Source organism: Arsenicicoccus sp. UBA7492 (assembly GCF_002479615.1).
In the GTDB taxonomy this organism is placed as follows: domain Bacteria; phylum Actinomycetota; class Actinomycetes; order Actinomycetales; family Dermatophilaceae; genus Arsenicicoccus; species Arsenicicoccus bolidensis.
The window spans coordinates 119256-139760 of record NZ_DLOE01000022.1; the positions used below are offsets into that span (position 1 = coordinate 119256).

Below are 20505 nucleotides of genomic sequence, written 5' to 3' on the forward strand. Positions count from 1 at the left end.
TCCCCGGCAGTGACCGGTGGTTCTGCTATCAATGGCGCATGCCCGCACCCGGAACCCTGGCGCCGACCGTGGTCGTGCGCCTCGTGGGCGCCTGCCTCGTGGCCGTCGCCGTCGCGCAGCTGGTGAGCCCGTTGCGGGGATACCAGCACCACCACCCGGTGCTGGTGGCGGCCGTCGTCGTCCTCCTGCTCGCGCTCCTCGCCGGGCTCCGCGCGAGGCGGGCCGCCCCACCGGTCCCCCGGCTCCTCGGCCGACCATGGAGGACGGCGCTCTTCGCCGCGGTCGTCACGGGCCTGCACGCCTGGGCCATTCGCTACCCCTACGGCTGGGACGCCGGGTACCTGTCCGGCGTCGCCCGGGCCATGGAGCTGGGCCAGCCCCTCGATCCGCAGCAGGCCTTATACCTGTCGCACTACCCGATCAACCTCCCCGTCCTGGACGCCCTGCGCCTCGCCATGGCCGTCCACCGGGTCAGCGGGTTCCCCGTCGCTGCCACGACGGCGCTGATCAGCGCTGTCGTGACGGGCGTCGTCGTGCTCGTCACGGGCTCGCTGCTGGCCAGGCCGATCGGGTCCGTCAACGCCTCTGCCACCTGGGCCGGGACCATCGCCTCGTCGGTCGCCCTCGTGCTGGTCGGGCTGAACCCGTGGATGTCCGTGATGTACAGCGACCAGCTCGCCCTCGTCTTTCCCGTCCTGGTCGTGTGGCTCGTCGTGCGCTGGTCGACAACCCGGTCACGCGCTGGAGCGATCGTGGTCATGGTGCTCGCCGGGCTGTGCGTAGGAGTCGGCGGGTCGGTCAAGGCGACCGTCCTCGTCGTCCTCGTGGCCGTCGTCCTGGGCCTTGCGCTGTGCCCCAGGCCGCCGGGTCGCGGCACCCGCGACGTCGCCGTGGCGATCGTCGTCCTGGCGCTGACCGGGGTGGGCGCCACCGTCGTCGCTCCGCACGTGTGGCGAGCGGCGTCAGGTGCCGCGCCGTGGATGGACGGCGGTCGGGAGATGCCCGTGGAGCGATGGCTGTGGGTGGGGCTGACCCCGTCCCGCCGCTCGGACGGCACGGTGGTCAACGGCACCTACAACGCGCGCATCGACGTCGCCCTGCGACCTCTGCCGACGGCGGAGGCGCGGCGGGTGTCGCGTGAGGGCGTGACCGCCCGTGTGCGAGAGCTGGGTCCGTCCGGCCTCGTGGCGTGGGAGGTGCGTAAGGTGCGGTGGAACCTCTCCGACGGGATGTTCACGGCCTACGGCGAGGGTCAGGACCCGCGAACCGCGGAGACAGAAGCGCTGTCCGCCCCGTGGTGGGAGGTCCCTGCCCGGTGGCTGAGCGCTCCCGGGGGAGGCGGTCACGCCGGGCGCGGCGCCGCGACGCAGGCGCTGTGGGTCTCGACGATGCTGGTGGCAGGTGTCGGCTGCCTGACCGTGCGACGCGCCCGCGTGGATGCCCTGACCACGTCTCTGGCGCTGGGGGTGGCAGGCATCGTGGCCTTCACCGCTCTGATGGAGGCCCGGCCACGCTACGTCCTGGTCTACGCACCGGTCCTCGTGCTGCTCGCGGCGCGGACGTGCCCGGCGGCTACGCGCTCACCCGCACCGCAGGTGGTAGACGCGCACCTGCGGTGAGCTCAGCTCGAGATCCGCCACGTCGGCCAGGCGGGGGCTCGTCCTCCCGAGCCGAGTATCGTCCAAGACCCACCGGGCACCCATCCTGCACACCGCAGCGAGGTCGTCGGTCCGGGCCTGCTCGATGACGCGGTCGTTCAGGCGCAGGAGGGGCTGGTCCCAGAAGGGCATCGTCGCGTAGCCCCGGCCCTTCGTGACGGGAGCGCTGAGGACCCGTCGACCGTAGGCCCAGCCCGACACGAGTGTCCGCCGGCCACCGAAGGCCGTCACCCAGAAGCTGCGGGCGTCGCACTCGGTGGCGAGGGTCTGACCGGGCCAGAGGCAGTGGGTGTCCGTGACGACGACGTCGTCGAGACCTGCCTGGTCACGCAGGAGAGCAGCGGCCTCGAGCTGGTCCGGCCCCGTGGGACTGCGGTTCTCCACCCGGATGTGGGAGGCGATGGAGCTCTGGTCCGTGACGACGACGTGACCGAGCGCGGTCCCCACGCCGGCGGAGAAGACGACGGCCCAGGCGGCCCAGCGAACCAGGGCGCTCGACGATCGACGCGTCAGGAGCCACGCCGCGAGGGCGATCCCGGCGAGCACCACCAGGTAGGCCGTGATCCGCAGCATCCGTTCCGCGGGCGTCGTGACGTCGTGCAGCAGGCGCTCCAGCACCTCGAGGCGGGCCATCACGGTCCAGGCGAGGGCCCCGGCACAAACGGCGAGCACCCACCCGCGGCGGGACCGGGGCCCTGCGGCGGACCAGGCCGGGGCCAGCACCGCTGCCGTCGCCATGGCGAGGTAGGGGAACCCGGCCCGGAGGAAGAACACCTCGCTGGTCCCGGGGTGGGCGAGAACGGTCGTGAGGAGGAGGCCGAGGAGCCCGGCTCCCAGCAGCAGCGGCGCGACCACCGGGTCCCTGCCCGCGAGGCCACGGATCCCGGGCCACACCACGAGGATCGTTCCCACGCACCACGCCGCGATCCCCATCAGCATGATCACGGCCGAGCCCGGGGTGCCCCACGCGTCGAGCACCCAACGAGGCACGGCGCGGGCGAGGCCCCCGTCGTGCGAGAGCGCCAGCAGCCGCCAGACGTAGGAGAACGGCTGCACGGCCAGCCCGTCGGTGGACCCGCCGTAGACGGCGCAGCGAGCAGCGAGCAGCGCCAGCAGCGCCAGGACGCCCCAGCCGGTCGTGCGGGCGGCCAATGGCCATTTCCTGCGCCAGGCCGCCGTGATCGCGAGCGCGAGCAGACCACCGCCGAGGACCGGCAGCGCGGTGGTCTTGGCCACGGTGAGCACCATCATCAACAGCGCCCCCAGAGGCAGGGTGCGCCCCCACCCCAGCTCGCCGCGAAGCTGCGCGACGACCAGTGGCAGCAGCGCCATCGACACGAGGATGGCGTAGGTCATCGAGGGGCTGGCCCAGCCGTTCTGCACCATCGTCATGGGGGTCTCGGTCAACCTGGTCATGCCGCCCACGGCCGTCCAGCCCATGGCGATCCACGCAGCCCAGGCTCCGGCGGCCTCGCTGCGGAGCACCTCGCGACCGGCGGCAGCGATCGCGAGGGCCGTGAGTCCGGTTACGAACGGGTACCAGAGCTGCAGCACGACCACGGTGTCGGGGACCCGACCGAGCTCCCCCACGGCGGCCATGGCAACGTTGGCGAACCAGTGGTAAGGCAGCGCCTCGCCCGCCGCCTGGGGGAGGGTCAGCGGCAGTGCACGGTGAGCCTCCGAGGTCAGCGAGAGGTTGAACAGGACGTCCTGGTAGTACGTCCTCGTCTCGGTCTGCCAGTGCGCGGTCCAGCGGGTGAAGTCCCCCACGGTCCACCCCAGCACTAGCAGGACCAGCAGGACCGACGACCACTCGGCGCCGCCGGGTCGCCGCCACCCTTGGCGGACCAGCACCCGACGCCGTGCTGACGGCAGGGCCAGGCAGACCAGCACCAGGCCGGCGACGGGGATCCAGCAGGGCAGCCCGAGGTGCAGCTGCGCCCACCAGGTCGGCAGCAGCAAGGCCGACCCGACTGCCCCGCCCAGGGCCAGGTCGTGCGTGAGCCCTCGGACCGAGCCCCGGACCGTGCGCACGACCACCAGACCGGCCGCGCACAGGGCCACCTGCACCCCGAACCACCCGACGACGTCCCCGGGAGCCACCCCTTGGACGAGGGCGACCAGGGCACAACCCAACACGAGCACGAGAAATGGCACGAGGCTATAGTGCCCTGGTCAGTGGCCCCGGCCGCCCATCTCGGCCCGGCCGCGCGCCGTGCGGCCGGCCCGCGGCAGACGTCGCACTGTCCGCCCTCCCCGTCCTCGAGCGTCTGGCCAGGCCGGTTGCCGGTCTCAGACGCCCGGCCAGGCCGGTCGACGCTTCTCGGCGAAGGCGGCGACGCCCTCGCGCCGGTCGCCGCTGAACGCCGTCGCCCGCCAGCAGCCGTCCTCGATCTCCAGCCCGGCCGCCAGGTCGACGTCGGAGCCGAGGCGCATGGCCTTCTTGGCGTTGCGCACCCCGACCGGCGAGTGGGTGGCGATCAGGGACGCCAGCTCCAGCGCGTGCTCGCGGGCGGTCCCGGCGTCCACGACCTCGTCGACCGCCCCGAGCGCGAGCGCCTCGGCCGCCGTCATCCTGCTCGCGCCGAAGATGATGCGCGACGCCCGCGACCAGCCGACGCGGCGGGTCAGCAGCTGGGTGCCGCCACCGCCGGGGATGACGCCCACCGACACCTCGGGCAGGCCCACGGTCGCGCCGGCCCCGCAGACGATCACGTCGCAGGACAGCGCGATCTCGAAGCCCCCGCCGAGCGCGAAGCCGTCCACGGCCGCGATGGCGGGGACGGGCAGGGTCAGCACGCCGGTGTAGGCGGCCCGCGCGATCGGTCGCTGCGCCATCAGGTCGGCGTCGGTGAAGCCGTTGCGCTCCTTGAGGTCCGCGCCGACGCAGAAGGCCTTGGGGTGCGTGGAGGTCACGACCACCGACCGCACCTCACCGCTGAGGGCGAGCGCCGACAGCTCGGCGGTCGCGGCGCCGAGGTCGCGGGCCATCGCGGTCGAGACGGCGTTCATCGCCTCGGGCCGGTCCAGGGCGAGCTCGGCGACGTGGCCGTGCTCGCCGTGGCGGGTGATCGTCACGTTGTGGTCGTGGGTCATCGGACCTCCAGGTCGCGGACGGGGTCGGGGAGCTCGTGAGGTGCTGGGTCGGGCAGGGCCGGATCGGGCAGGGCCGCATCGGGCAGGGCCGCATCGGGCAGGGCCGCATCGGGCAGGGCCGCGTCGGGCAGGCCGTGGGGCACGGCGACCGTGCGGTGGAGCAGGGACGGTGCGACGACGCCCACGCCGCGCAGCGTGCGGCTGCGCTGGCGCACCGCCGTCAGGTCGGGGGCGTCGGCGAGGCGGGCGACGAGCCCCTCGTCCGCCAGCACCTTGCCAGAGGGGGCGACGGCGGTGAGGCGCGCGGCGCGGTTGACGGTGGTGCCGAAGACGTCGCCGAGGCGCGACACGACGTGGCCGTAGGCCAGGCCCACGCGGACGGGAGGCAGCATGTCGTCGTGGCGGATGGCGTCGACCAGGTCCAGCGCGATCCGGGCGCCGTCGGCGGGCACCTTGGCGACATACAGGACCTCGTCCCCCACGGTCTTGATCACCCGGCCGCCGTGGCCGGTGATGACGTCGCTGCACAGCGCCTCGAACCTCTGCACCACGGTGGCCAGCTCGCGCTCGGACAGCCGCCGCACCAGCGACGTGAACGACACGAGGTCGGCGAACCCCACGCAGCGCCGCAGCCCCTGCTCCCCCACCGACGGGTCGGCGTCGGCGACCATGCGCGCCGTGGCCGCCGCCAGGTGCCGCCGCCAGGCATAGACGAGGAGCGGCTCGAGCTCGTCGGCCAGCTCGGCGACCTTGCGCGCGGCGGCCAGCGCGGTGTCCTCGTCGGGCTCGGCGCGGGTGGAGTCGTGGCTCTCGTCGGAGACGGCCACGCGGCCGAGGTCGACCTCGCCCTGCGCCCACGGGCTCAGCGACTCGGCGAACACCGAGCACTGCCACACCGACAACCGGTCCGCCGTCCGCGCGAAGGCCCGGGTCAGGCTGAGCGCCGACTCCTCGTCGAGCTCGCCGCGGCGCACGAGGGCGGCCACGCCCCGCAGCGCCGTCAGGTCGAGCTGGGAGAACACCGCCTCCCCGTCCTCGTTGCCGGGGAAGCCGAGGGCGTGCCAGAAACGCTCGGCGGTGCGCAGGGAGACCCCGACGGTCCGGGACACGTCGCGGCGGTCGAGGTCCAGGGGGCCGCCGAGCAGCTCGCGCTGCACGCGTTCGACCAGGGGGTCGAGGCCGGCCGGGGCCTCCGACAGCCGGATCGACTCCTCGCGGGGGTCCGCCACCGTCGCCTCCTTGCCGTCCGGCGGGACGACGCTGGCCGTCGACCGCTCCCGCCATGATGCCTCAGGCCGACAGCCTCGCGTGCACCACGTCACCGGCCGCGTGGGTGCGGTCCCCGTGAGCGGTGCGTATGACGAGACGACCGGCCTCGTCGACCCGCACCGCCTCGCCCGGCTCCACCGCACCCGAGGGCAGGTGGATGGCGACCTGGCGCCCGAGCGTCGCGCAGGCCGCGGCGTAGTCCGCCCGCAGGGCCGGCATCCGTGACGCCGTCGCCCACTGCCGGTGCCGGTGCGCGAGGGCCCGCAGCACCGCGATCACGACCTCCTCGCGGCCCACGTCGACGCCGCACAGGGCGAGCGAGGTCGCCGTCTCGACCGGGAGCTGGTCGCGGGTCTGGTGCACGTTGATCCCCAGCCCCAGCACGGCGACCCCATCCCCAGGACCAGGGGCCGGCGCCAGCTCGCACAGCACCCCGCACACCTTGCGGTCGCCGTCGGTGGCGACGAGCACGTCGTTGGGCCACTTGAGCACCGCCCCCGCCAGCCCGAGCCCGACGAGGGCGTCCCGCACGGCCAGGCCGGTGAGCAGGGGCAGCCACCCCGCGTCCGTCATACGAGCCGGTGGGACGGGCACGCAGGCCGACAGCGCGACGGCGGTGCCGGCCGGGGTCTCCCAGGACCGGGCGAGCCGACCGCGTCCGGCCTGCTGGTGGTCGGTGGTGAGCACGTGCCAGGGCCGGGGGTACGCCAGCAGCGCCGCGTTGGTGCTGGCGACGGCGTCGCGAACCTCCACATCGAGCCACGGGGACATGGCATCCGTCACATGGCTGGTCAGAGCGCTTTGTCGCAGAGCGGAGGTCACGAGGCCAAGGCTATGGTGTCGCCATGGCTGACGCTCCGACGACGGACACCTTCGACCTGGCCACGACCGCAGGTCGGCTCGCCGACATGCACCACCGCAACGAGCAGGTCCTGCACGGGGCCTCCGAGAAGGCGGTCGAGAAGCAGCACGCCCGCGGCAAGCAGACCGCCCGGGAGCGCGTCGAGGCCTTCCTCGACGAGGGCTCGTTCGTCGAGCTGGACCAGTACGCCCGCCACCGCTCGACCTCCTTCGGGCAGGACAAGAACCGCCCCTACGGCGACGGCGTGATCACCGGCTACGGCACCGTCGACGGTCGTCAGGTGTGCGTGTTCGCCCAGGACTTCACGGTGTTCGGCGGGTCCCTCGGCGAGGTGTTCGGGGAGAAGATCGTCAAGGTCATGGACTTCGCCATGAAGATCGGCTGCCCGGTCGTCGGCCTCAACGACTCCGGCGGCGCGCGGATCCAGGAGGGTGTCGCCTCGCTGGGGATGTATGGCGAGATCTTCCGCCGCAACGTCCTCGCGTCCGGCGTCATCCCGCAGGTCTCGCTGATCATGGGGCCCTGCGCGGGCGGGGCGGTCTACTCCCCCGCCATCACGGACTTCACGGTCATGGTCGACCAGACGTCCCACATGTTCATCACCGGCCCGGACGTCATCAGGACCGTCACGGGCGAGAGCGTCGGCATGGAGGAGCTGGGCGGCGCGACGGCGCACAACTCCAAGTCCGGCTGCGCGCACTACATGGGCTCCGACGAGAACGACGCGATGGACTACGTCAAGGAGCTCCTGTCCTACCTGCCGAGCAACAACCACGAGGACCCGCCGGTCTTCGAGGCCGAGGTGGACCTCGAGATCAACGAGCTGGACGTCGCCCTGGACACGATCATCCCGGACTCGCCCAACATGCCCTACGACATGCACGAGGTCTTCACGGCGATCCTTGACGACCAGGCCTTCCTCGAGGTCCAGCCGATGTTCGCGCCCAACATCCTCACCGGCTTCGGGCGGGTCGAGGGGCGCAGCGTCGGCATCGTCGCCAACCAGCCGATGCAGTTCGCCGGGTGCCTGGACATCGACGCCTCCGAGAAGGCCGCGCGCTTCGTGCGCACCTGCGACGCGTTCAACGTGCCCGTGCTGACCTTCGTGGACGTGCCGGGCTTCCTGCCGGGCACCGACCAGGAGTGGAACGGCATCATCCGCCGCGGCGCCAAGCTCATCTACGCGTATGCCGAGGCCACCGTCCCGCTCGTCACCGTCATCACCCGCAAGGCCTACGGCGGCGCGTACGACGTCATGGGGTCCAAGCACCTCGGCGCCGACGTCAACATCGCCTGGCCCACCGCGCAGATCGCCGTGATGGGCGCTCAGGGTGCGGTCAACATCCTCTACCGCAAGGAGATCGCCGCGGCCGAGGCGGAGGGCCGCGACGTCGACGCGACGCGCGCGCAGTTCATCAAGGAGTACGAGGACCACCTCGCCAACCCCTACATCGCGGCCGAGCGCGGCTACATCGACGCGGTCATCGCCCCGCAGGAGACCCGCCGCAACGTCGTGCAGGCGCTGCGGGCCCTGCAGACCAAGCGCGAGAACCACCCGCCCAAGAAGCACGGGAACATCCCGCTGTGACCGCTCGCCGACGCAGGAGGGCCCGCCGATGACCGACGACGTGAAGACGGACGTGAAGACGGGCGGCATACCGACCCTGCTGTCCGTGACCAAGGGCAACCCGACCGACGAGGAGCTCGCGGCGCTGCTGCTCGTCGTGGCCGCTGCCGCGAGCGGGGAGCCGACCGCCGAGGAGCAGCCCACCGGCATCTGGGCCAGCCGGGCCCGCAACCTCGGCGTCTCGTCGCTCGGCGCCCGCCGCCGGTCCTCGTGGGGATGGCGATCGGCGCGCTGACGGGCCGGCTCTCGCCTCCTTGGGTAGCGTGCTCGAGGTGACCAGTGCCCAGGAGACCTCCCCCACCTCCCGCCGCAGTGCCGCCGACCGCAGTGCCGCCGACCGCAGTGCCGTGGACCGCATCGCCGACGAGTTCGTCCGCGAGACGCTCGAGCTCAGTCCGCTGACCGCGACCTACGTCGGCATCCCCGGTCACGACGACCAGATCGACGACTTCTCCCCCGACGGGCTGCGCGCCCAGTCCGAGCTGCGCCGCCGCACGCTCGCGGCGCTCGCCTCCGTCCAGCCCACGAGCGACACCGACCGGGTCACGGTGACCGCCATGACCGAGCGGCTCGGTCTCGCCGAGGAGATGTATGCCGCAGGCATCGTCGAGTCCTCGCTCAACGTCATCGCCTCCCCGCTGCAGGACATCCGCGCGGCCTTCGACCTGATGCCGACCGAGACGGTCGAGCACTGGGCGACGATCGCGCTGCGCATGGGCCGGATCCCGCTCGCCCTGGAGCAGTACCAGGAGTCCCTGCTGTCCGCCCGCGACAAGGGAACCGTGTCGGCGCGCCGCCAGGTCGAGGCGTGCATCCAGCAGTGCCGCGACCTGGTCGAGCCCGAGGGCTACTTCGCGGGCTTCCTCAAGGGCGCGCTCGCTCCCCACCGCGCCCTGCCGCCCGAGCTGCGCGAGCGCCTGACCCGCGAGGTGGGGGCGGCGGGCGACGCCTACGCCCGCATGGCGGAGTTCCTGCGCGTCGAGCTGCTCGACGAGGCGCCCGAGGAGGACGCCGTGGGCCGCGACCAGTACTCCCTGTGCTCGCGCTACTTCCTCGGTGCCGACGTCGACCTCGAGGAGACCTACCGCTGGGGCCAGGACGAGGTCGCCCGCATCACCGCGGCCATGCAGGACGTGGCCCAGCAGGTGCGCCCCGGCGCGACGGTGGCCGAGGCGATCGCGCTGCTCGACCAGGACCCCGCCTACCGCCTGGACGGCACGGACGCGCTGCGTCGCTGGATGCAGGACGAGGCCGACGCGGTCGTCCGGCTGCTCGACGGCGAGCACTTCGACATCCCCGCGCCCGTGCGCGAGATCGAGTGCTGCATCGCGCCGACGCAGACCGGCGGCATCTACTACACCGGCCCCTCCGACGACTTCACCCGCCCCGGCCGCATGTGGTGGTCGGTGCCCAAGGGCGTCACCGAGTTCACGACCTGGCGCGAGCTCACCACCGTCTACCACGAGGGCGTCCCCGGGCATCACCTCCAGGTCGCCCAGACCGTCCACAACCGCGAGCAGCTCAACACCTGGCGGCGCCAGTTCTCGTGGACCTCGGGCCACGGGGAGGGGTGGGCGCTGTATGCCGAGCGCCTCATGGCCGACTTCGGGCACATGGACGACCCGGGCAACCGCATGGGCTGGCTGGACGGGCAGTCGCTGCGCGCGGCCCGCGTGGTCATCGACATCGGCGTGCACTGCGGCTTCGAGGCGCCGGCCGAGGTCGGCGGCGGCGAGTGGACCTACGACAAGGCCTGGGCCTACCTGACGGCGCACGCCAACATGGAGGAGGCCGTGCTGCGGTTCGAGCTGGACCGCTACCTCGGCTGGCCGGGGCAGGCCCCGTCGTACAAGGTCGGCGAGCGGCTCTGGCTGCAGCTGCGCGACGAGGTGCAGCGGCGCGAGGGCGAGGCCTTCTCGCTCAAGGACTTCCACCGTCGGGCGCTCGACATCGGCGGGGTCGGCCTGGACACGCTGCGCACCGCCGTCCTCCACCCCTACCTCAGGTAGTCACGTTCGCCCGACCTCGCACGCCAGGCGGATGTGCCGACCCCAGGCGGATGTGCCGACCCCCGGCTGATGACCCGCCCCCGGTAAAGGCATCGACCGGCCTTCGTCCCCCAGGCTGATGCCTCGGCCCCCGGCGGGTCTGAACGCGGGCCGCGCCACCGCCCCGCCGGTGGGAGGATGTGCGCCGTGGAGATCCTCACGCTCGTGGTCGGCCTCGCGCTGACCGTCCTCGCCGTCACGACCCTGTCCAACCGCTGGGGCCTGTCGGCACCCCTGGTGCTCATCGTCGTGGGGCTGGTCGGCTCCTACCTGCCGTTCATCCACGAGCCGACCCTGTCCCCCGAGCTCGTGCTGGTGGGCATCCTGCCGCCCCTGCTCTACACCGCGGCGCACAACACCAGCCTGATGGACTTCCGCGACAACCTGTCCGCGATCGGCTGGCTGTCGATCGGACTCGTGCTGTTCACGGCTGCGGGGATCGGCCTGCTGGCGTGGGCGCTGCTGCCGCTGCCGTTCGCAGCGGCGTTCGCCCTGGGCGCCATCGTGGCCCCGCCCGATGCCGTGGCCGCGAGCGCCGTCGCCAAGCAGATCGGCCTGCCGAGACGGGTCGTCACCATCCTCGAGGGCGAGTCGCTGGTCAACGACGCGACGGCCCTGGTGTCGCTGCGCACGGCGACCGGTGCCCTGACCGCGGCGGTCACCGTCGGCGCGGTCCTGCTGGACTTCGCCAAGGCGGTGGTCATCGCGATCGTGGTCGGCGTGGTCGTGGCCAAGGCGGCGTCATACGTGCTCAAGCGCACCAGCGACCCCGTCGCCACCACGGCCCTGTCCTTCCTGCTGCCGTTCATCGCGTTCGCGCCGGCCGAGCACTTCCACGCGTCAGGCGTGCTGTCGGTCGTCGTCGCCGGTCTGCTCATCGGGCACGTGGCGCCCGTCGTCGAGACGGCGCAGTCCCGCGTCACCACCCGCATCAACTGGAAGACCATCACCTACCTCCTCGAGAACTCCGTCTTCCTCCTCGTCGGGCTGCAGACGCGCTCGATCGTCTCCGCCGCCTCCAGCTCCCCGCTCGGCTGGGGCCGCATCGTCGCCGCGTGCCTGCTCCTGCTGGTCGGGGTGATGGTGCTCCGCGTCGCGTGGATCATGGCGACGCGGTTCGTCGTGCGGGCGCGCGGCCGCGACGGCGTCACCCCCTGGCAGGAGTCGGCGCTCATCGCGTGGGCGGGCATGCGTGGCGTGGTCACCCTGGCCGCCGCGCTCACCCTGCCGCTCGCCACCCCGCACCGCCCGGTGCTCGTGCTCGTCGCGCTCGTCGTCACCGCCGGGACGCTCCTCATCCAGGGCCTCACCCTCCCCGTCCTCGCCCGCCGCCTGGACGTGCACGGCCCCGACCCCCGCGAGGACGCGCTGCAGGAGGCGACCGTCTATGCCCGCGCGGTCGAGGCCGGGCGCCGCGCCATGGACGCCGAGGCCGGCCCCGACGACGCCGCCACCATCGCCACGCTCCGCGACCAGGCCGAGCGCCGCGTCAACGCCATCTGGGAGCGGCTCGGCCGCCCCGACGAGCGCAAGGAGACCCCGAGCCAGACCTACCGCCGGCTCCGCACCGCCGCCATCCGGGCCGAGCGCGAGGAGGTCCTGCGGGTGCGCAGCGAGGGCGAGGTCGAGTCCGAGGTGATTTCGGCGGTGCTGGCCTCGCTGGACTTCGAGGAGACCTCGCTGATCCGGGTCGAGCAGCGCGCCCGTCGGCTGCGGGCCCTCTCCCCCGCCCTGCCCGACGCGCCCTGTCAGCACCTGGCGGAGGCGCCGACCTTCGTCGAGCCGCGCACCCACGGCGAGTGTATCGGCTGCCTCGCCGAGGGCACCACGCCCGTGCACATGAGACTGTGCCTGACCTGCGGGTATGTCGGCTGCTGCGACTCCTCCGAGGGGCGGCACGCGACGCGGCACCACGAGGCGACCGGTCACCCGACCATGCGGTCCTTCGAGCCGGGCGAGTCCTGGCGCTGGTGCTTCGTCGACGGCCTGCTCGCCTCCGGCGACTGACCTACCTCAGGTCGTCACACTCGCCCGGGTTGGCACGCCAGGCGGCTGTGACTACCTCAGGTAGGTTCGCGGCATGGGCCCCACCCCGACACCCACCCTGGTCCTGCTGCACGGCACCCGCATGAACGCCGGCTTCTGGCGCGACTACCCCGCGCTGCTGCCCGGCGTCCGCGTCGTCACCCCGGACCTCCCCGGCCACGGCTCCCGCGGCGCCGAGGACTTCACGTGGGAGGGCGCCCTCGCGACGGTCGAGCAGGCCCTGCCCGCTGACGGCCCGGTCGTCCTCGCCGGCCACAGCCTGGGGGGTTATGTCGCGATGTCGTATGCCGCCGCGCAGCCTCACCGCCTCGCGGGCCTCGGGCTCGTCGGGGCCACCGGTGTGCCGGCCGGTGCGGGCGCGGCCGTCTACCGCGGCTTCGCCCGGCTCGTGCCCGTCGTGGGGGCAGCGCGGATGGCCCATGTCGCCAACGGCGTCATGCGCCGACTCGCTGGCGGTCGCGACATCAGCCAGGTCACCGACGACGGGCAGGGCTACGCGGCGATGCCCGCGGCCTGGTCGGCGGTGATGGCGCAGTGCGGTCCCCACCTGCTGGGCGGGCTCGACATACCCGTCCTGCTCCTCAACGGAGGGCTGGACCAGATGCGGCTCGGGGTGCGGGCCTATGCCGCCGCCTGCCCCGCCGCGCAGGTGGTGACGGTGCCGCGGGCGACGCACTTCCTGCCGCTGACGCACCCCGAGGCGTGCGCGACGCACCTGCGGGGGCTGCTCGACCGCGCCACGCAGACCTACCGGGGGTAGAGGCATCAGCCTGGCGGACGACGGCCGGTCGATGCCTCTGCCCCCGGTAGGGTCGCGCCATGGTCGTCCAGCTCGTCCTCGCCTCCGCCTCCCCCGCCCGCCTCGCCACCCTGCGCTCGGCCGGCCTGGCTCCACGCGTCCAGGTCTCGAGCGTCGACGAGCCCGCCACGATCGCCGCGCTGGAGGCCGACGGCGCCCGCCTTGGCCCGGCCGAGCACGCCCTCGCCCTGGCCCGTGCCAAGCGTGACGACGTCGCGGACTCCCTTGTCGCAGAGACCGGCTCGACGACGACCCCCACGCTGGTCCTCGGGTGCGACTCGGTCCTGGAGTTCGGCGGCGAGGTGCACGGCAAGCCCGAGACGTCGTCCGTCGCGGTCGAGCGGTGGCGGCGGATGCGTGGTGGCGAGGGCGTCCTGCACTCCGGCCACGCCATCACCGACCTCGCCACCGGCCGCCAGGTCTCGCGCACGGCGTCGACCGTCGTGCACTTCGCCGACCTCTCGGACGCCGAGATCGACGCCTACGTCGCGACCGGCGAGCCCCTCTGGGTCGCAGGCGGATTCACCGTCGACGGTCTCGGCGGCGCCTTCGTGACCGGCATCGAGGGCGACTACCACAACGTGGTCGGCGTCTCCCTGCCGCTGCTGCGCGAGCTCCTGCTCGAGCTCGGCATCGGCTGGTGGGACCTCGAGCGAGCCGTATGACGCCCCACCCGCCCACCGCATCACCAACGGGTGGAGAGCACCACCGATGACGGTGGCCTTCTCCACCCGTCGCCACCCTCACCGGTCGGGTGACGCCGGCGCCGGCCACGCGCCGCGTCCAGCGACGCGGAGTGACCGGCGTCAGACCGGCGAGATCCCCGTGTGCCGCTCGGTGAAGTGGCGCGACCGACCCCCGGCGTAGCTCAACCGGTGGATGATGGTGTCCCGCAAGGCTTCCGGCTCGACGATGTCGTCGATGACGAGGTCGGCGGCGAGGCGCTCGAGGTCGATGTCCTTCTCGTACTCCGCCCGCTTCTCGGCGACGAACGCGTCCCGCTCCGGCCCCTCGGGGATCTCGGCGATCTTGTTGGCGTACACCGCGTTCACGGCCGCCTCGGGACCCATGACCCCGATGCGCGCCGTGGGCAGCGCGATCGTCGCGTCCGGCGCGAAGCCCGGGCCCCCCATCGCGTACAGCCCGGCGCCATACGCCTTGCGCACCACGACGCACAGCTGCGGCACGGTCGCCGCCGACACGGCATAGACCATCTTGGCGCCGTGCCGGATGATGCCGCCGCGCTCGACCTCGGAGCCGATCATGAAGCCCGGCACGTCGGCGAGGTAGACCAGGGGGATCGAGTAGGCGTCGCACGTCGTGATGAATCGCGTTGCCTTGTCGGCGGAGTCGCTGAACAGCACGCCACCCTTGACGGCGGAGTTGTTGGCCACGAAGCCCACGGTCTGCCCGGCCATCCGGCCGTAGCCCACGATGAGCTCCGCGGCGAAGGTCGGCTTGACCTCGAAGAACTGCTCGTCGTCGACGAGCCGGTCGATGACCTCGTGCATGTCGAACGGCACGGACTCGACCTCCGGGATGTCCTCCCGGGTCAGGGCCGCGGTTGGCTCCTCCACGGAGAAGTGCGGCGTCGGCTGCCGCCACGACAGCGGCATGTAGGAGAAGTATTCCTTGGCCAGGTCGATGGCCTCCGCGTCGTCGCCCGCGAGCAGGTCGCCGACCCCCGAGACGGTGCAGTGCATCCGGGCGCCGCCGAGGTCCTCCAGCGAAACCTTCTCCCCCACGACCATCTCGGCCATGCGGGGCGACCCGAGATACATCGAGGCGTTGCCGTCGACCATGATCACGATGTCGGTGAAGCTGGGGATGTAGGCCCCGCCGGCCGCGGACGGGCCGAACAGGCAACAGATCTGGGGCACCTTGCCCGACAGCGCGACCTGGTTGTGAAAGATCCGTCCGGCCCCGCGCCGCCCCGGGAACATCTCGACCTGGTCGGTGATGCGCGCCCCCGCCGAGTCCACGAACCAGAAGACCGGCAGCTCCTCGCGCAGCGCGCTCTCGGTGGCTCGCACGATCTTCTCGACGGTCCGCTCGCCCCACGAACCCGCTTTGACGGTGGGGTCGTTCGCGACGACGATCGCCGGTCGCCCGTCCACGAGACCGCGGCCGGTGACGACGCCGTCGGCCGGCAGCCCGGTCGCCATCGCGTTGGCGTAGCGCCCGTCCTCGACAAAGCTCCCCTCGTCGAACAGCAACGAGATCCGTTCGCGGACATAGAGCTTGCCCTGGGAGGCGAGCTTGGCGGCGGCCTTGTCGGGTGGTGTGGCCGAGGCCTCGAGCGCCGCCTCGAGCCGCTCCCGGACGTCGGCGACCTTCGGATCCGGTTGGTGGGCCATCAGATTCCCTTCGGGGGTCGTATGTCGGGCGCGCCGGGGTCAGGCGGTGGGGAGGCCCAGGCCGCGGCCGATCAGCATGCGCTGCACCTCGGAGGTGCCCTCGCCGATCTCGAGGATCTTGGAGTCACGATAGAAGCGCGCGACGGGATACTCCTCCATGAAGCCGTTGCCGCCGAAGATCTGGGTCGCCATGCGGGTCGAGGTCACGGCCGCCTCGGAGGTGTAGAGCTTGGCGATCGAGGCGGCCTGCTTGACCTCGGCGAGGCTGCGCCGCCCGGCGTCCATCTCGTCCTTGAGCCACGCGGCCTTGTAGGTGAGCAGGCGGGCGTTCTCGAGCATCACGGCCAGGTCGGCGATCTGGAAGGACACGCCCTGGTTGACGGCGATGGGCCGCCCGAAGGCGAGGCGGCTCGTGGAGTAGGCGATGCACTCCTCGAGCATGCGGGCGATGCAGCCGACGGCGAGGGCGGCGATGGCGATGCGGCCGTCGTCGAGCGTGGCGAGGAACTGCCCGAAGCCCTTGCCGCGCGCGCCCAGCAGGTTGCTCTCGGGGACGCGGACGTCGCTGAAGGACAGGCCGTGGGTGTCCGAGATGTTCCACCCGAGCTTGTGATAAGGCGGCGCGACCTCGAATCCCGGTGTGCCGGAGGGGATCATGATGGCGCTGATCTCGGGCTTGCCGTCCTCGCGGGTGCCGGTGCGCGCGGTGGCGGTGACGACCGAGGTGATCTCGGTGCCCGAGTTGGTGATGAAGGACTTGGCGCCGTTCACGACCCACTCGCCGCCCTCGAGGACGGCTCGCGTCTTGGTGCCGCCGGCGTCGGAGCCCGCGTCGGGCTCGGTGAGCCCGAACCCCGCGAGGGTGCGCCCGGCGGCCAGGTCGGGCAGCCAGCGCTCCTTCTGCTCCTGGCTGCCGAAGGTCAGGATCGGGTTGATGCCGAGGCCGACGCCCGCCTCGAGGGTGATGCCCATGGACTGGTCGACGCGGCCGAGCTCCTCGATCGCGACGCACAGATAGGTGAACTCGCCGCCCTCGCCGTCCGCCGACTTGTGGCCGCCGAACTCCTCGGGGACGACCAGGCCAAACAGCCCGAGCTCCCCCATCTTGGGGATCAGGTGGGCCGGGAAGTGGTGCTCGCGGTCCCACTCGGCGACGTGCGGCGCGATCTCGCCCTCGGCGAAGTCGCGCACGGTGCGGCGGAAGTCCTCGTGGTCCTGGCTGAGCTCGTACACGGGTGGGGCCTTTCGACGACGGTGGCGATCGGGGGATGGGTGGGAGAGCGGCTGAGGGATGACGGGCGGTGACGGCATACGGACAGATGCTTGACGTTGACGTAAACGTAAAGCACGATGGCGCCCATGACAACCCCCGAGGAGTGGACGATCGCTCAGGTCGCCGACGACTTCGGCGTGACCCACCGCACGATCCGGCACTACGAGGATCTGGGGCTGCTCGCGCCGGAGCGCCGCGGCACGCAGCGCGTCTATCGCCGCCGCGACCGCACCCGCCTCTCCCTCATCCTGCGCGGCAAGCGCCTCGGCTTCCCGCTGGAGGAGATCAGGACCATCGTCAACATGTATGACGAGGCGCAGGGCCCTACCTCACAGCTGCGCTACGTCCTCGAGCAGATCGACGACCGGCGGACCGACCTCGAGCGACGGCTCGCCGACCTGCAGGAGTCGATGCGCGAGCTGGACGCCTTCGAGCGCCGGTGCCGCGAGGAGCTGGGTCGCCGCGTCACCTGACACCCGTTCGGCCTATCGACGGTACTTTGAGTAATGGTTTGACCGTTCCATTCGGTATCCTGCGACAGAACGTGGCCGACCGAAGGACGCGCATGCACCAGCACCTGAGCGCTCGCTCCGCCCTGGGATCCACCGTCCTGCTACTCGCGCTGACGGCCGGCAGCACGTCGCCCGTGTTCGCGTCGCCCGCGCCAGTGGCCCCGGCCACGTCTCTCCCGGCGGCTCCCTCGACGGCTCCCTCGCCGAACAGCGACGTCGTCGCCCCGGCCCCGACGCCCACCCGTTCCACCACGCCCGCGGTCCCCGCGAGCCAGCCCGCCCCGCGGACGCCGGCGCCCACCACCCCTGCCGCACCACCGGCGCCCCCCTCGGAGCAGGTCGCCCCGGTCACAGCGCCGTCCGCCACGCCCGTCCCGACCACCGCCGCCCCGACCACCCCGGTCGCTGCCGCACCCGCCCTCCCGCCCGCCGACGCCGCCCTGCAGCCGGCCCGGCCCGCGGGGGCCACCCCCGTCACCATCGTCCTGCCGGGCACCGGCGAGCGCCGGACCGTGCTGGCCCTCCCCTACTCCCTCGACCGGGACCACGACGGCGTCCGCGAGTCCACCGCCCTGGTCATGGAGCCCGACCTGCAGGTGCCCACGAGCTCCAGCGTCACCCTCGGCGTCGAGCAGGAGTGGTCCAGCGACTCCTCCACCCGCGCCGTGCCCGACCCGGCCGAGTGGGACCGCATCCGTGCCCGGGTCGCCGGGATCGCCCGCGCCGTCGCGGACCAGCCGACCCGCGTCGCGCTCGCGCAGCGGGCCGGCCTCGACGCCACCGCCGGCACGCCCGCCGAGGTGGACCAGCTCGTGCTGCAGGCCGCCCAGCTGGCCGTGTGGCAGCTCTCCTCCGGCGTCACCGTCGCCCCTGAGGTGCCGTATGCCGGGGACGCCCGCCACGCCGCCACCCTCGGCGCCCTAACCTCCCGCCTCGTCCAGGACGCGTCGCTGACCCCGTCCGGCGCCGTCGACGTCTATCGCATCCAGGCGCCCACCGCGAGCGCCGCCCCCGGAGCCGCCCTGCGCATCACCGGTGGCCGCAGCATCGTGGCGGCGGGGGCGACCGCCGCCACCCCCGCCCTCGTCGTGGCCCGGCCGACCGCCGCCGCCCGGCCCAGGATTGGGCAGGCCGCCCCGGCGCCGGCCGCCAAGGCTCCCGCGCAGCCGAGGTCGGCGTCCAGGCCGGGGACGGTCACGGGGCCCCTCGCCAAGGCCCCGGTCAAGGCCCCGTCCAAGGACCCGGCCAAGGCTCCCTCAGCGCTCACCCGGATCCCCGCCGCCGACACCAGCTCCTGCACGGCGCTCGGCCGCACCGATGTCTCCCGCCTCGACGCGGACTACCGCCCAGCGCTCGACCGCGACAACGACGGGATCGCCTGCGAGAGCAGCGGGGCCGACGGCGCGGTCAACCTCGGCGGCAACCGGGTCGCCACCGCCCCGCAGACCACCAACCAGGTGACGGTCACGCCTGGAGGCCCGACGACGAGCACGAGCACGAGCACGACCACCACCACCCAGAGCTGTGACGAGCTGCGCGCCGCCGGACAGTCGAGCATCCCCGCGGGGAGCCCGCTCTACCGCGGCGACCTCGACCGCGACGGTGACGGTGTCGCCTGCGAGCCCTACGAGGGACCCCGCGGCTCCGGCGCCCTCGCCCAGACGGGCTTCGAGGCGCCGCAGCTGTCCGCGCTGGCGTTCGGCACCATCGGGCTCGGGGCGCTGCTGGTGCGCCTCGGCCGCCGCCGCGCGCGCGCCTGACACCCCGCGAACGGGTCTGTCAGACATCACTGGCACAGTGTGGCCATGGACAACGACGTCTGCCACGAGCCGCAGTTCCGCACCGTCATCGAGCCGTTCCGCATCCACAGCGTGGAGCCGCTCCGCATGACGACCGCCGCCCAGCGCCGCACCAAGGCCGCCGAGGCGCACTACAACCTCTTCCAGCTGCACGCCGAGGACGTGCTGATCGACCTGCTCACCGACTCCGGGACCGGCGCCATGAGCCGCGACCAGTGGGCCGCCATCCAGCACGGCGACGAGTCCTACGCGGGCTCGCCGTCCTACTACCTGTTCCGTGACGCGGTGAGGCACCTCTTCCCCTACGAGCACGTCATCCCCACCCACCAGGGACGTGCCGCGGAAAAGATCCTCTTCGGCGTCCTCGGCGGCCCCGGCAAGGTCGTGCCGAGCAACACCCACTTCGACACCACCCGCGCCAACATCGAGTTCACCGGCGCCGAGGCCGTCGACCTGGTCATCCCCGAGGGCCACGACCCCTCGCTGGTCCACCCGTTCAAGGGCAACCTGGACGTCGACCGGCTCGAGGCCCTGCTCACCGAGCGGGGCGACGACGTGCCGGTCGTCATGCTCACCGTCACCAACAACTCCGGTGGCGGGCAACCGGTCTCGCTCGACAACATCCGCGCCGTGTCCGAGATCGCGCACCGCCACGGCAAGCCGCTGTTCCTCGACGCCTGCCGGTTCGCCGAGAACGCCTGGTTCATCAAGGAGCGCGAGCCCGGCCAGGCCGACCGGGACGTCGTCAGCATCATCCAGGACATGGCGGCCTGCGCCGACGGCATGACCATGTCCGCCAAGAAGGACCCGATGGGCAACATCGGCGGCTGGCTGGCGCTGCAGGACGACGAGCTCGCCGCCGCCTGCCGCAACCTGCTGATCCTCACCGAGGGCTTCCCGACCTACGGCGGGCTGGCCGGGCGCGACCTCGAGGCCCTGGCGCAGGGGCTCAAGGAGACCGTGAGCCACGACTACCTGCGCTACCGCATCCGCTCCACGGCCTACCTCGCCGACGCCCTGGAGCACGCGGGCATCCCGTGCATCAAGCCGGCCGGCGGCCACGCCGTCTACATCGACGCCAAGGCGATGCTCCCCCACATCGACCCGCTTCACTTCCCCGGGCAGGCGCTGAGCGTCGCGCTCTACGAGACCGGCGGGG

16 protein-coding genes are annotated in these 20505 nt (G+C 72.7%); 10 read left to right on the plus strand and 6 right to left on the minus strand.

Features of this window, described 5'->3' with window-relative positions:
* Window positions 1-38: 38 nt before the first annotated feature.
* Window positions 39-1619 (plus strand): hypothetical protein, encoded by a 1581-nt coding sequence (locus B4E97_RS05935; RefSeq protein WP_286959046.1) that lies wholly within the window; start codon window positions 39-41, stop codon window positions 1617-1619.
* On the opposite strand, the gene B4E97_RS05940 is transcribed toward B4E97_RS05935, so the two are convergent.
* From B4E97_RS05940 to B4E97_RS05955, 4 genes are all read right to left on the minus strand, one after another.
* A complete protein-coding gene (locus tag B4E97_RS05940; RefSeq protein WP_286959047.1) occupies window positions 1581-3815 on the minus strand; it encodes a hypothetical protein in 2235 nt (744 codons plus the stop codon). The genes B4E97_RS05935 and B4E97_RS05940 overlap by 39 nt on opposite strands.
* 135 nt (window positions 3816-3950) lie before the next feature.
* On the minus strand, window positions 3951-4754 hold the full coding sequence (locus B4E97_RS05945; protein WP_286955688.1) for an enoyl-CoA hydratase/isomerase family protein: 804 nt from the start codon (window positions 4752-4754) through the stop codon (window positions 3951-3953).
* On the minus strand, window positions 4751-5983 hold the full coding sequence (locus B4E97_RS05950; protein ID WP_286959048.1) for an adenylate/guanylate cyclase domain-containing protein: 1233 nt from the start codon (window positions 5981-5983) through the stop codon (window positions 4751-4753). The genes B4E97_RS05945 and B4E97_RS05950 overlap by 4 nt, the downstream gene beginning before the upstream one ends.
* A 61-nt stretch (window positions 5984-6044) precedes the next feature.
* Window positions 6045-6794 (minus strand): biotin--[acetyl-CoA-carboxylase] ligase, encoded by a 750-nt coding sequence (locus B4E97_RS05955; protein ID WP_286959050.1) that lies wholly within the window; start codon window positions 6792-6794, stop codon window positions 6045-6047.
* 74 nt (window positions 6795-6868) lie between these two features.
* On the opposite strand from B4E97_RS05955, the gene B4E97_RS05960 reads away from it, so the two are divergent.
* The 6 genes from B4E97_RS05960 to B4E97_RS05985 all read left to right on the plus strand — a co-directional run bounded on the left by B4E97_RS05960 (window position 6869) and on the right by B4E97_RS05985 (window position 14070).
* The gene (locus tag B4E97_RS05960) at window positions 6869-8473 is read left to right on the plus strand and encodes an acyl-CoA carboxylase subunit beta (protein WP_286959051.1); all 1605 of its coding nucleotides are present in this window, start codon (window positions 6869-6871) and stop codon (window positions 8471-8473) included.
* A gap of 28 nt (window positions 8474-8501) precedes the next feature.
* Complete coding sequence (locus B4E97_RS05965; protein WP_019287280.1) at window positions 8502-8747, plus strand: acyl-CoA carboxylase epsilon subunit; 246 nt, start codon at window positions 8502-8504, stop codon at window positions 8745-8747.
* A gap of 37 nt (window positions 8748-8784) precedes the next feature.
* Window positions 8785-10521: a DUF885 domain-containing protein gene (locus B4E97_RS05970; RefSeq protein ID WP_376786852.1), complete on the plus strand. Its 1737-nt coding sequence runs from the start codon at window positions 8785-8787 to the stop codon at window positions 10519-10521.
* 186 nt (window positions 10522-10707) lie between these two features.
* Complete coding sequence (locus B4E97_RS05975; RefSeq protein WP_029210730.1) at window positions 10708-12567, plus strand: Na+/H+ antiporter; 1860 nt, start codon at window positions 10708-10710, stop codon at window positions 12565-12567.
* A 73-nt stretch (window positions 12568-12640) separates the two neighbouring features.
* Complete coding sequence (locus tag B4E97_RS05980) at window positions 12641-13366, plus strand: alpha/beta fold hydrolase (RefSeq protein ID WP_286955683.1); 726 nt, start codon at window positions 12641-12643, stop codon at window positions 13364-13366.
* Window positions 13367-13425: 59 nt separating this feature from the next.
* Complete coding sequence (locus B4E97_RS05985; protein ID WP_286959052.1) at window positions 13426-14070, plus strand: Maf family protein; 645 nt, start codon at window positions 13426-13428, stop codon at window positions 14068-14070.
* 141 nt (window positions 14071-14211) lie between these two features.
* Here B4E97_RS05985 and B4E97_RS05990 read toward each other — a convergent pair whose 3' ends face one another.
* A complete protein-coding gene (locus B4E97_RS05990; protein WP_286955680.1) occupies window positions 14212-15762 on the minus strand; it encodes an acyl-CoA carboxylase subunit beta in 1551 nt (516 codons plus the stop codon).
* Between the two features lie 39 nt (window positions 15763-15801).
* Window positions 15802-16995 (minus strand): acyl-CoA dehydrogenase family protein, encoded by a 1194-nt coding sequence (locus B4E97_RS05995; RefSeq protein WP_019287271.1) that lies wholly within the window; start codon window positions 16993-16995, stop codon window positions 15802-15804.
* Between the two features lie 126 nt (window positions 16996-17121).
* Here B4E97_RS05995 and B4E97_RS06000 point away from each other — a divergent pair, with 126 nt between their 5' ends.
* The 3 genes from B4E97_RS06000 to B4E97_RS06010 form a co-directional block, all read left to right on the plus strand.
* On the plus strand, window positions 17122-17508 hold the full coding sequence (locus tag B4E97_RS06000; protein ID WP_019287270.1) for a MerR family transcriptional regulator: 387 nt from the start codon (window positions 17122-17124) through the stop codon (window positions 17506-17508).
* 92 nt (window positions 17509-17600) lie between these two features.
* Window positions 17601-19307 (plus strand): excalibur calcium-binding domain-containing protein, encoded by a 1707-nt coding sequence (locus tag B4E97_RS06005; protein WP_286959054.1) that lies wholly within the window; start codon window positions 17601-17603, stop codon window positions 19305-19307.
* A gap of 45 nt (window positions 19308-19352) precedes the next feature.
* Window positions 19353-20505 (plus strand): tryptophanase (locus B4E97_RS06010; RefSeq protein WP_286959055.1); only part of this gene is annotated, 1153 nt, incomplete at its 3' end.

Coding starts and splice junctions, on each gene's coding strand:
- B4E97_RS05980 (WP_286955683.1), top strand. CDS start 12,641: ATGGGCCCCACCCCGACACCCACCCTGGTCCTGCTGCACGGCACCCGC.
- B4E97_RS05945 (WP_286955688.1), bottom strand. CDS start 4,754: ATGACCCACGACCACAACGTGACGATCACCCGCCACGGCGAGCACGGC.
- B4E97_RS05965 (WP_019287280.1), top strand. CDS start 8,502: ATGACCGACGACGTGAAGACGGACGTGAAGACGGGCGGCATACCGACC.
- B4E97_RS05990 (WP_286955680.1), bottom strand. CDS start 15,762: ATGGCCCACCAACCGGATCCGAAGGTCGCCGACGTCCGGGAGCGGCTC.
- B4E97_RS05935 (WP_286959046.1), top strand. CDS start 39: ATGCCCGCACCCGGAACCCTGGCGCCGACCGTGGTCGTGCGCCTCGTG.
- B4E97_RS06005 (WP_286959054.1), top strand. CDS start 17,601: ATGCACCAGCACCTGAGCGCTCGCTCCGCCCTGGGATCCACCGTCCTG.
- B4E97_RS05955 (WP_286959050.1), bottom strand. CDS start 6,794: ATGTCCCCGTGGCTCGATGTGGAGGTTCGCGACGCCGTCGCCAGCACC.
- B4E97_RS06000 (WP_019287270.1), top strand. CDS start 17,122: ATGACAACCCCCGAGGAGTGGACGATCGCTCAGGTCGCCGACGACTTC.
- B4E97_RS05985 (WP_286959052.1), top strand. CDS start 13,426: ATGGTCGTCCAGCTCGTCCTCGCCTCCGCCTCCCCCGCCCGCCTCGCC.
- B4E97_RS05960 (WP_286959051.1), top strand. CDS start 6,869: ATGGCTGACGCTCCGACGACGGACACCTTCGACCTGGCCACGACCGCA.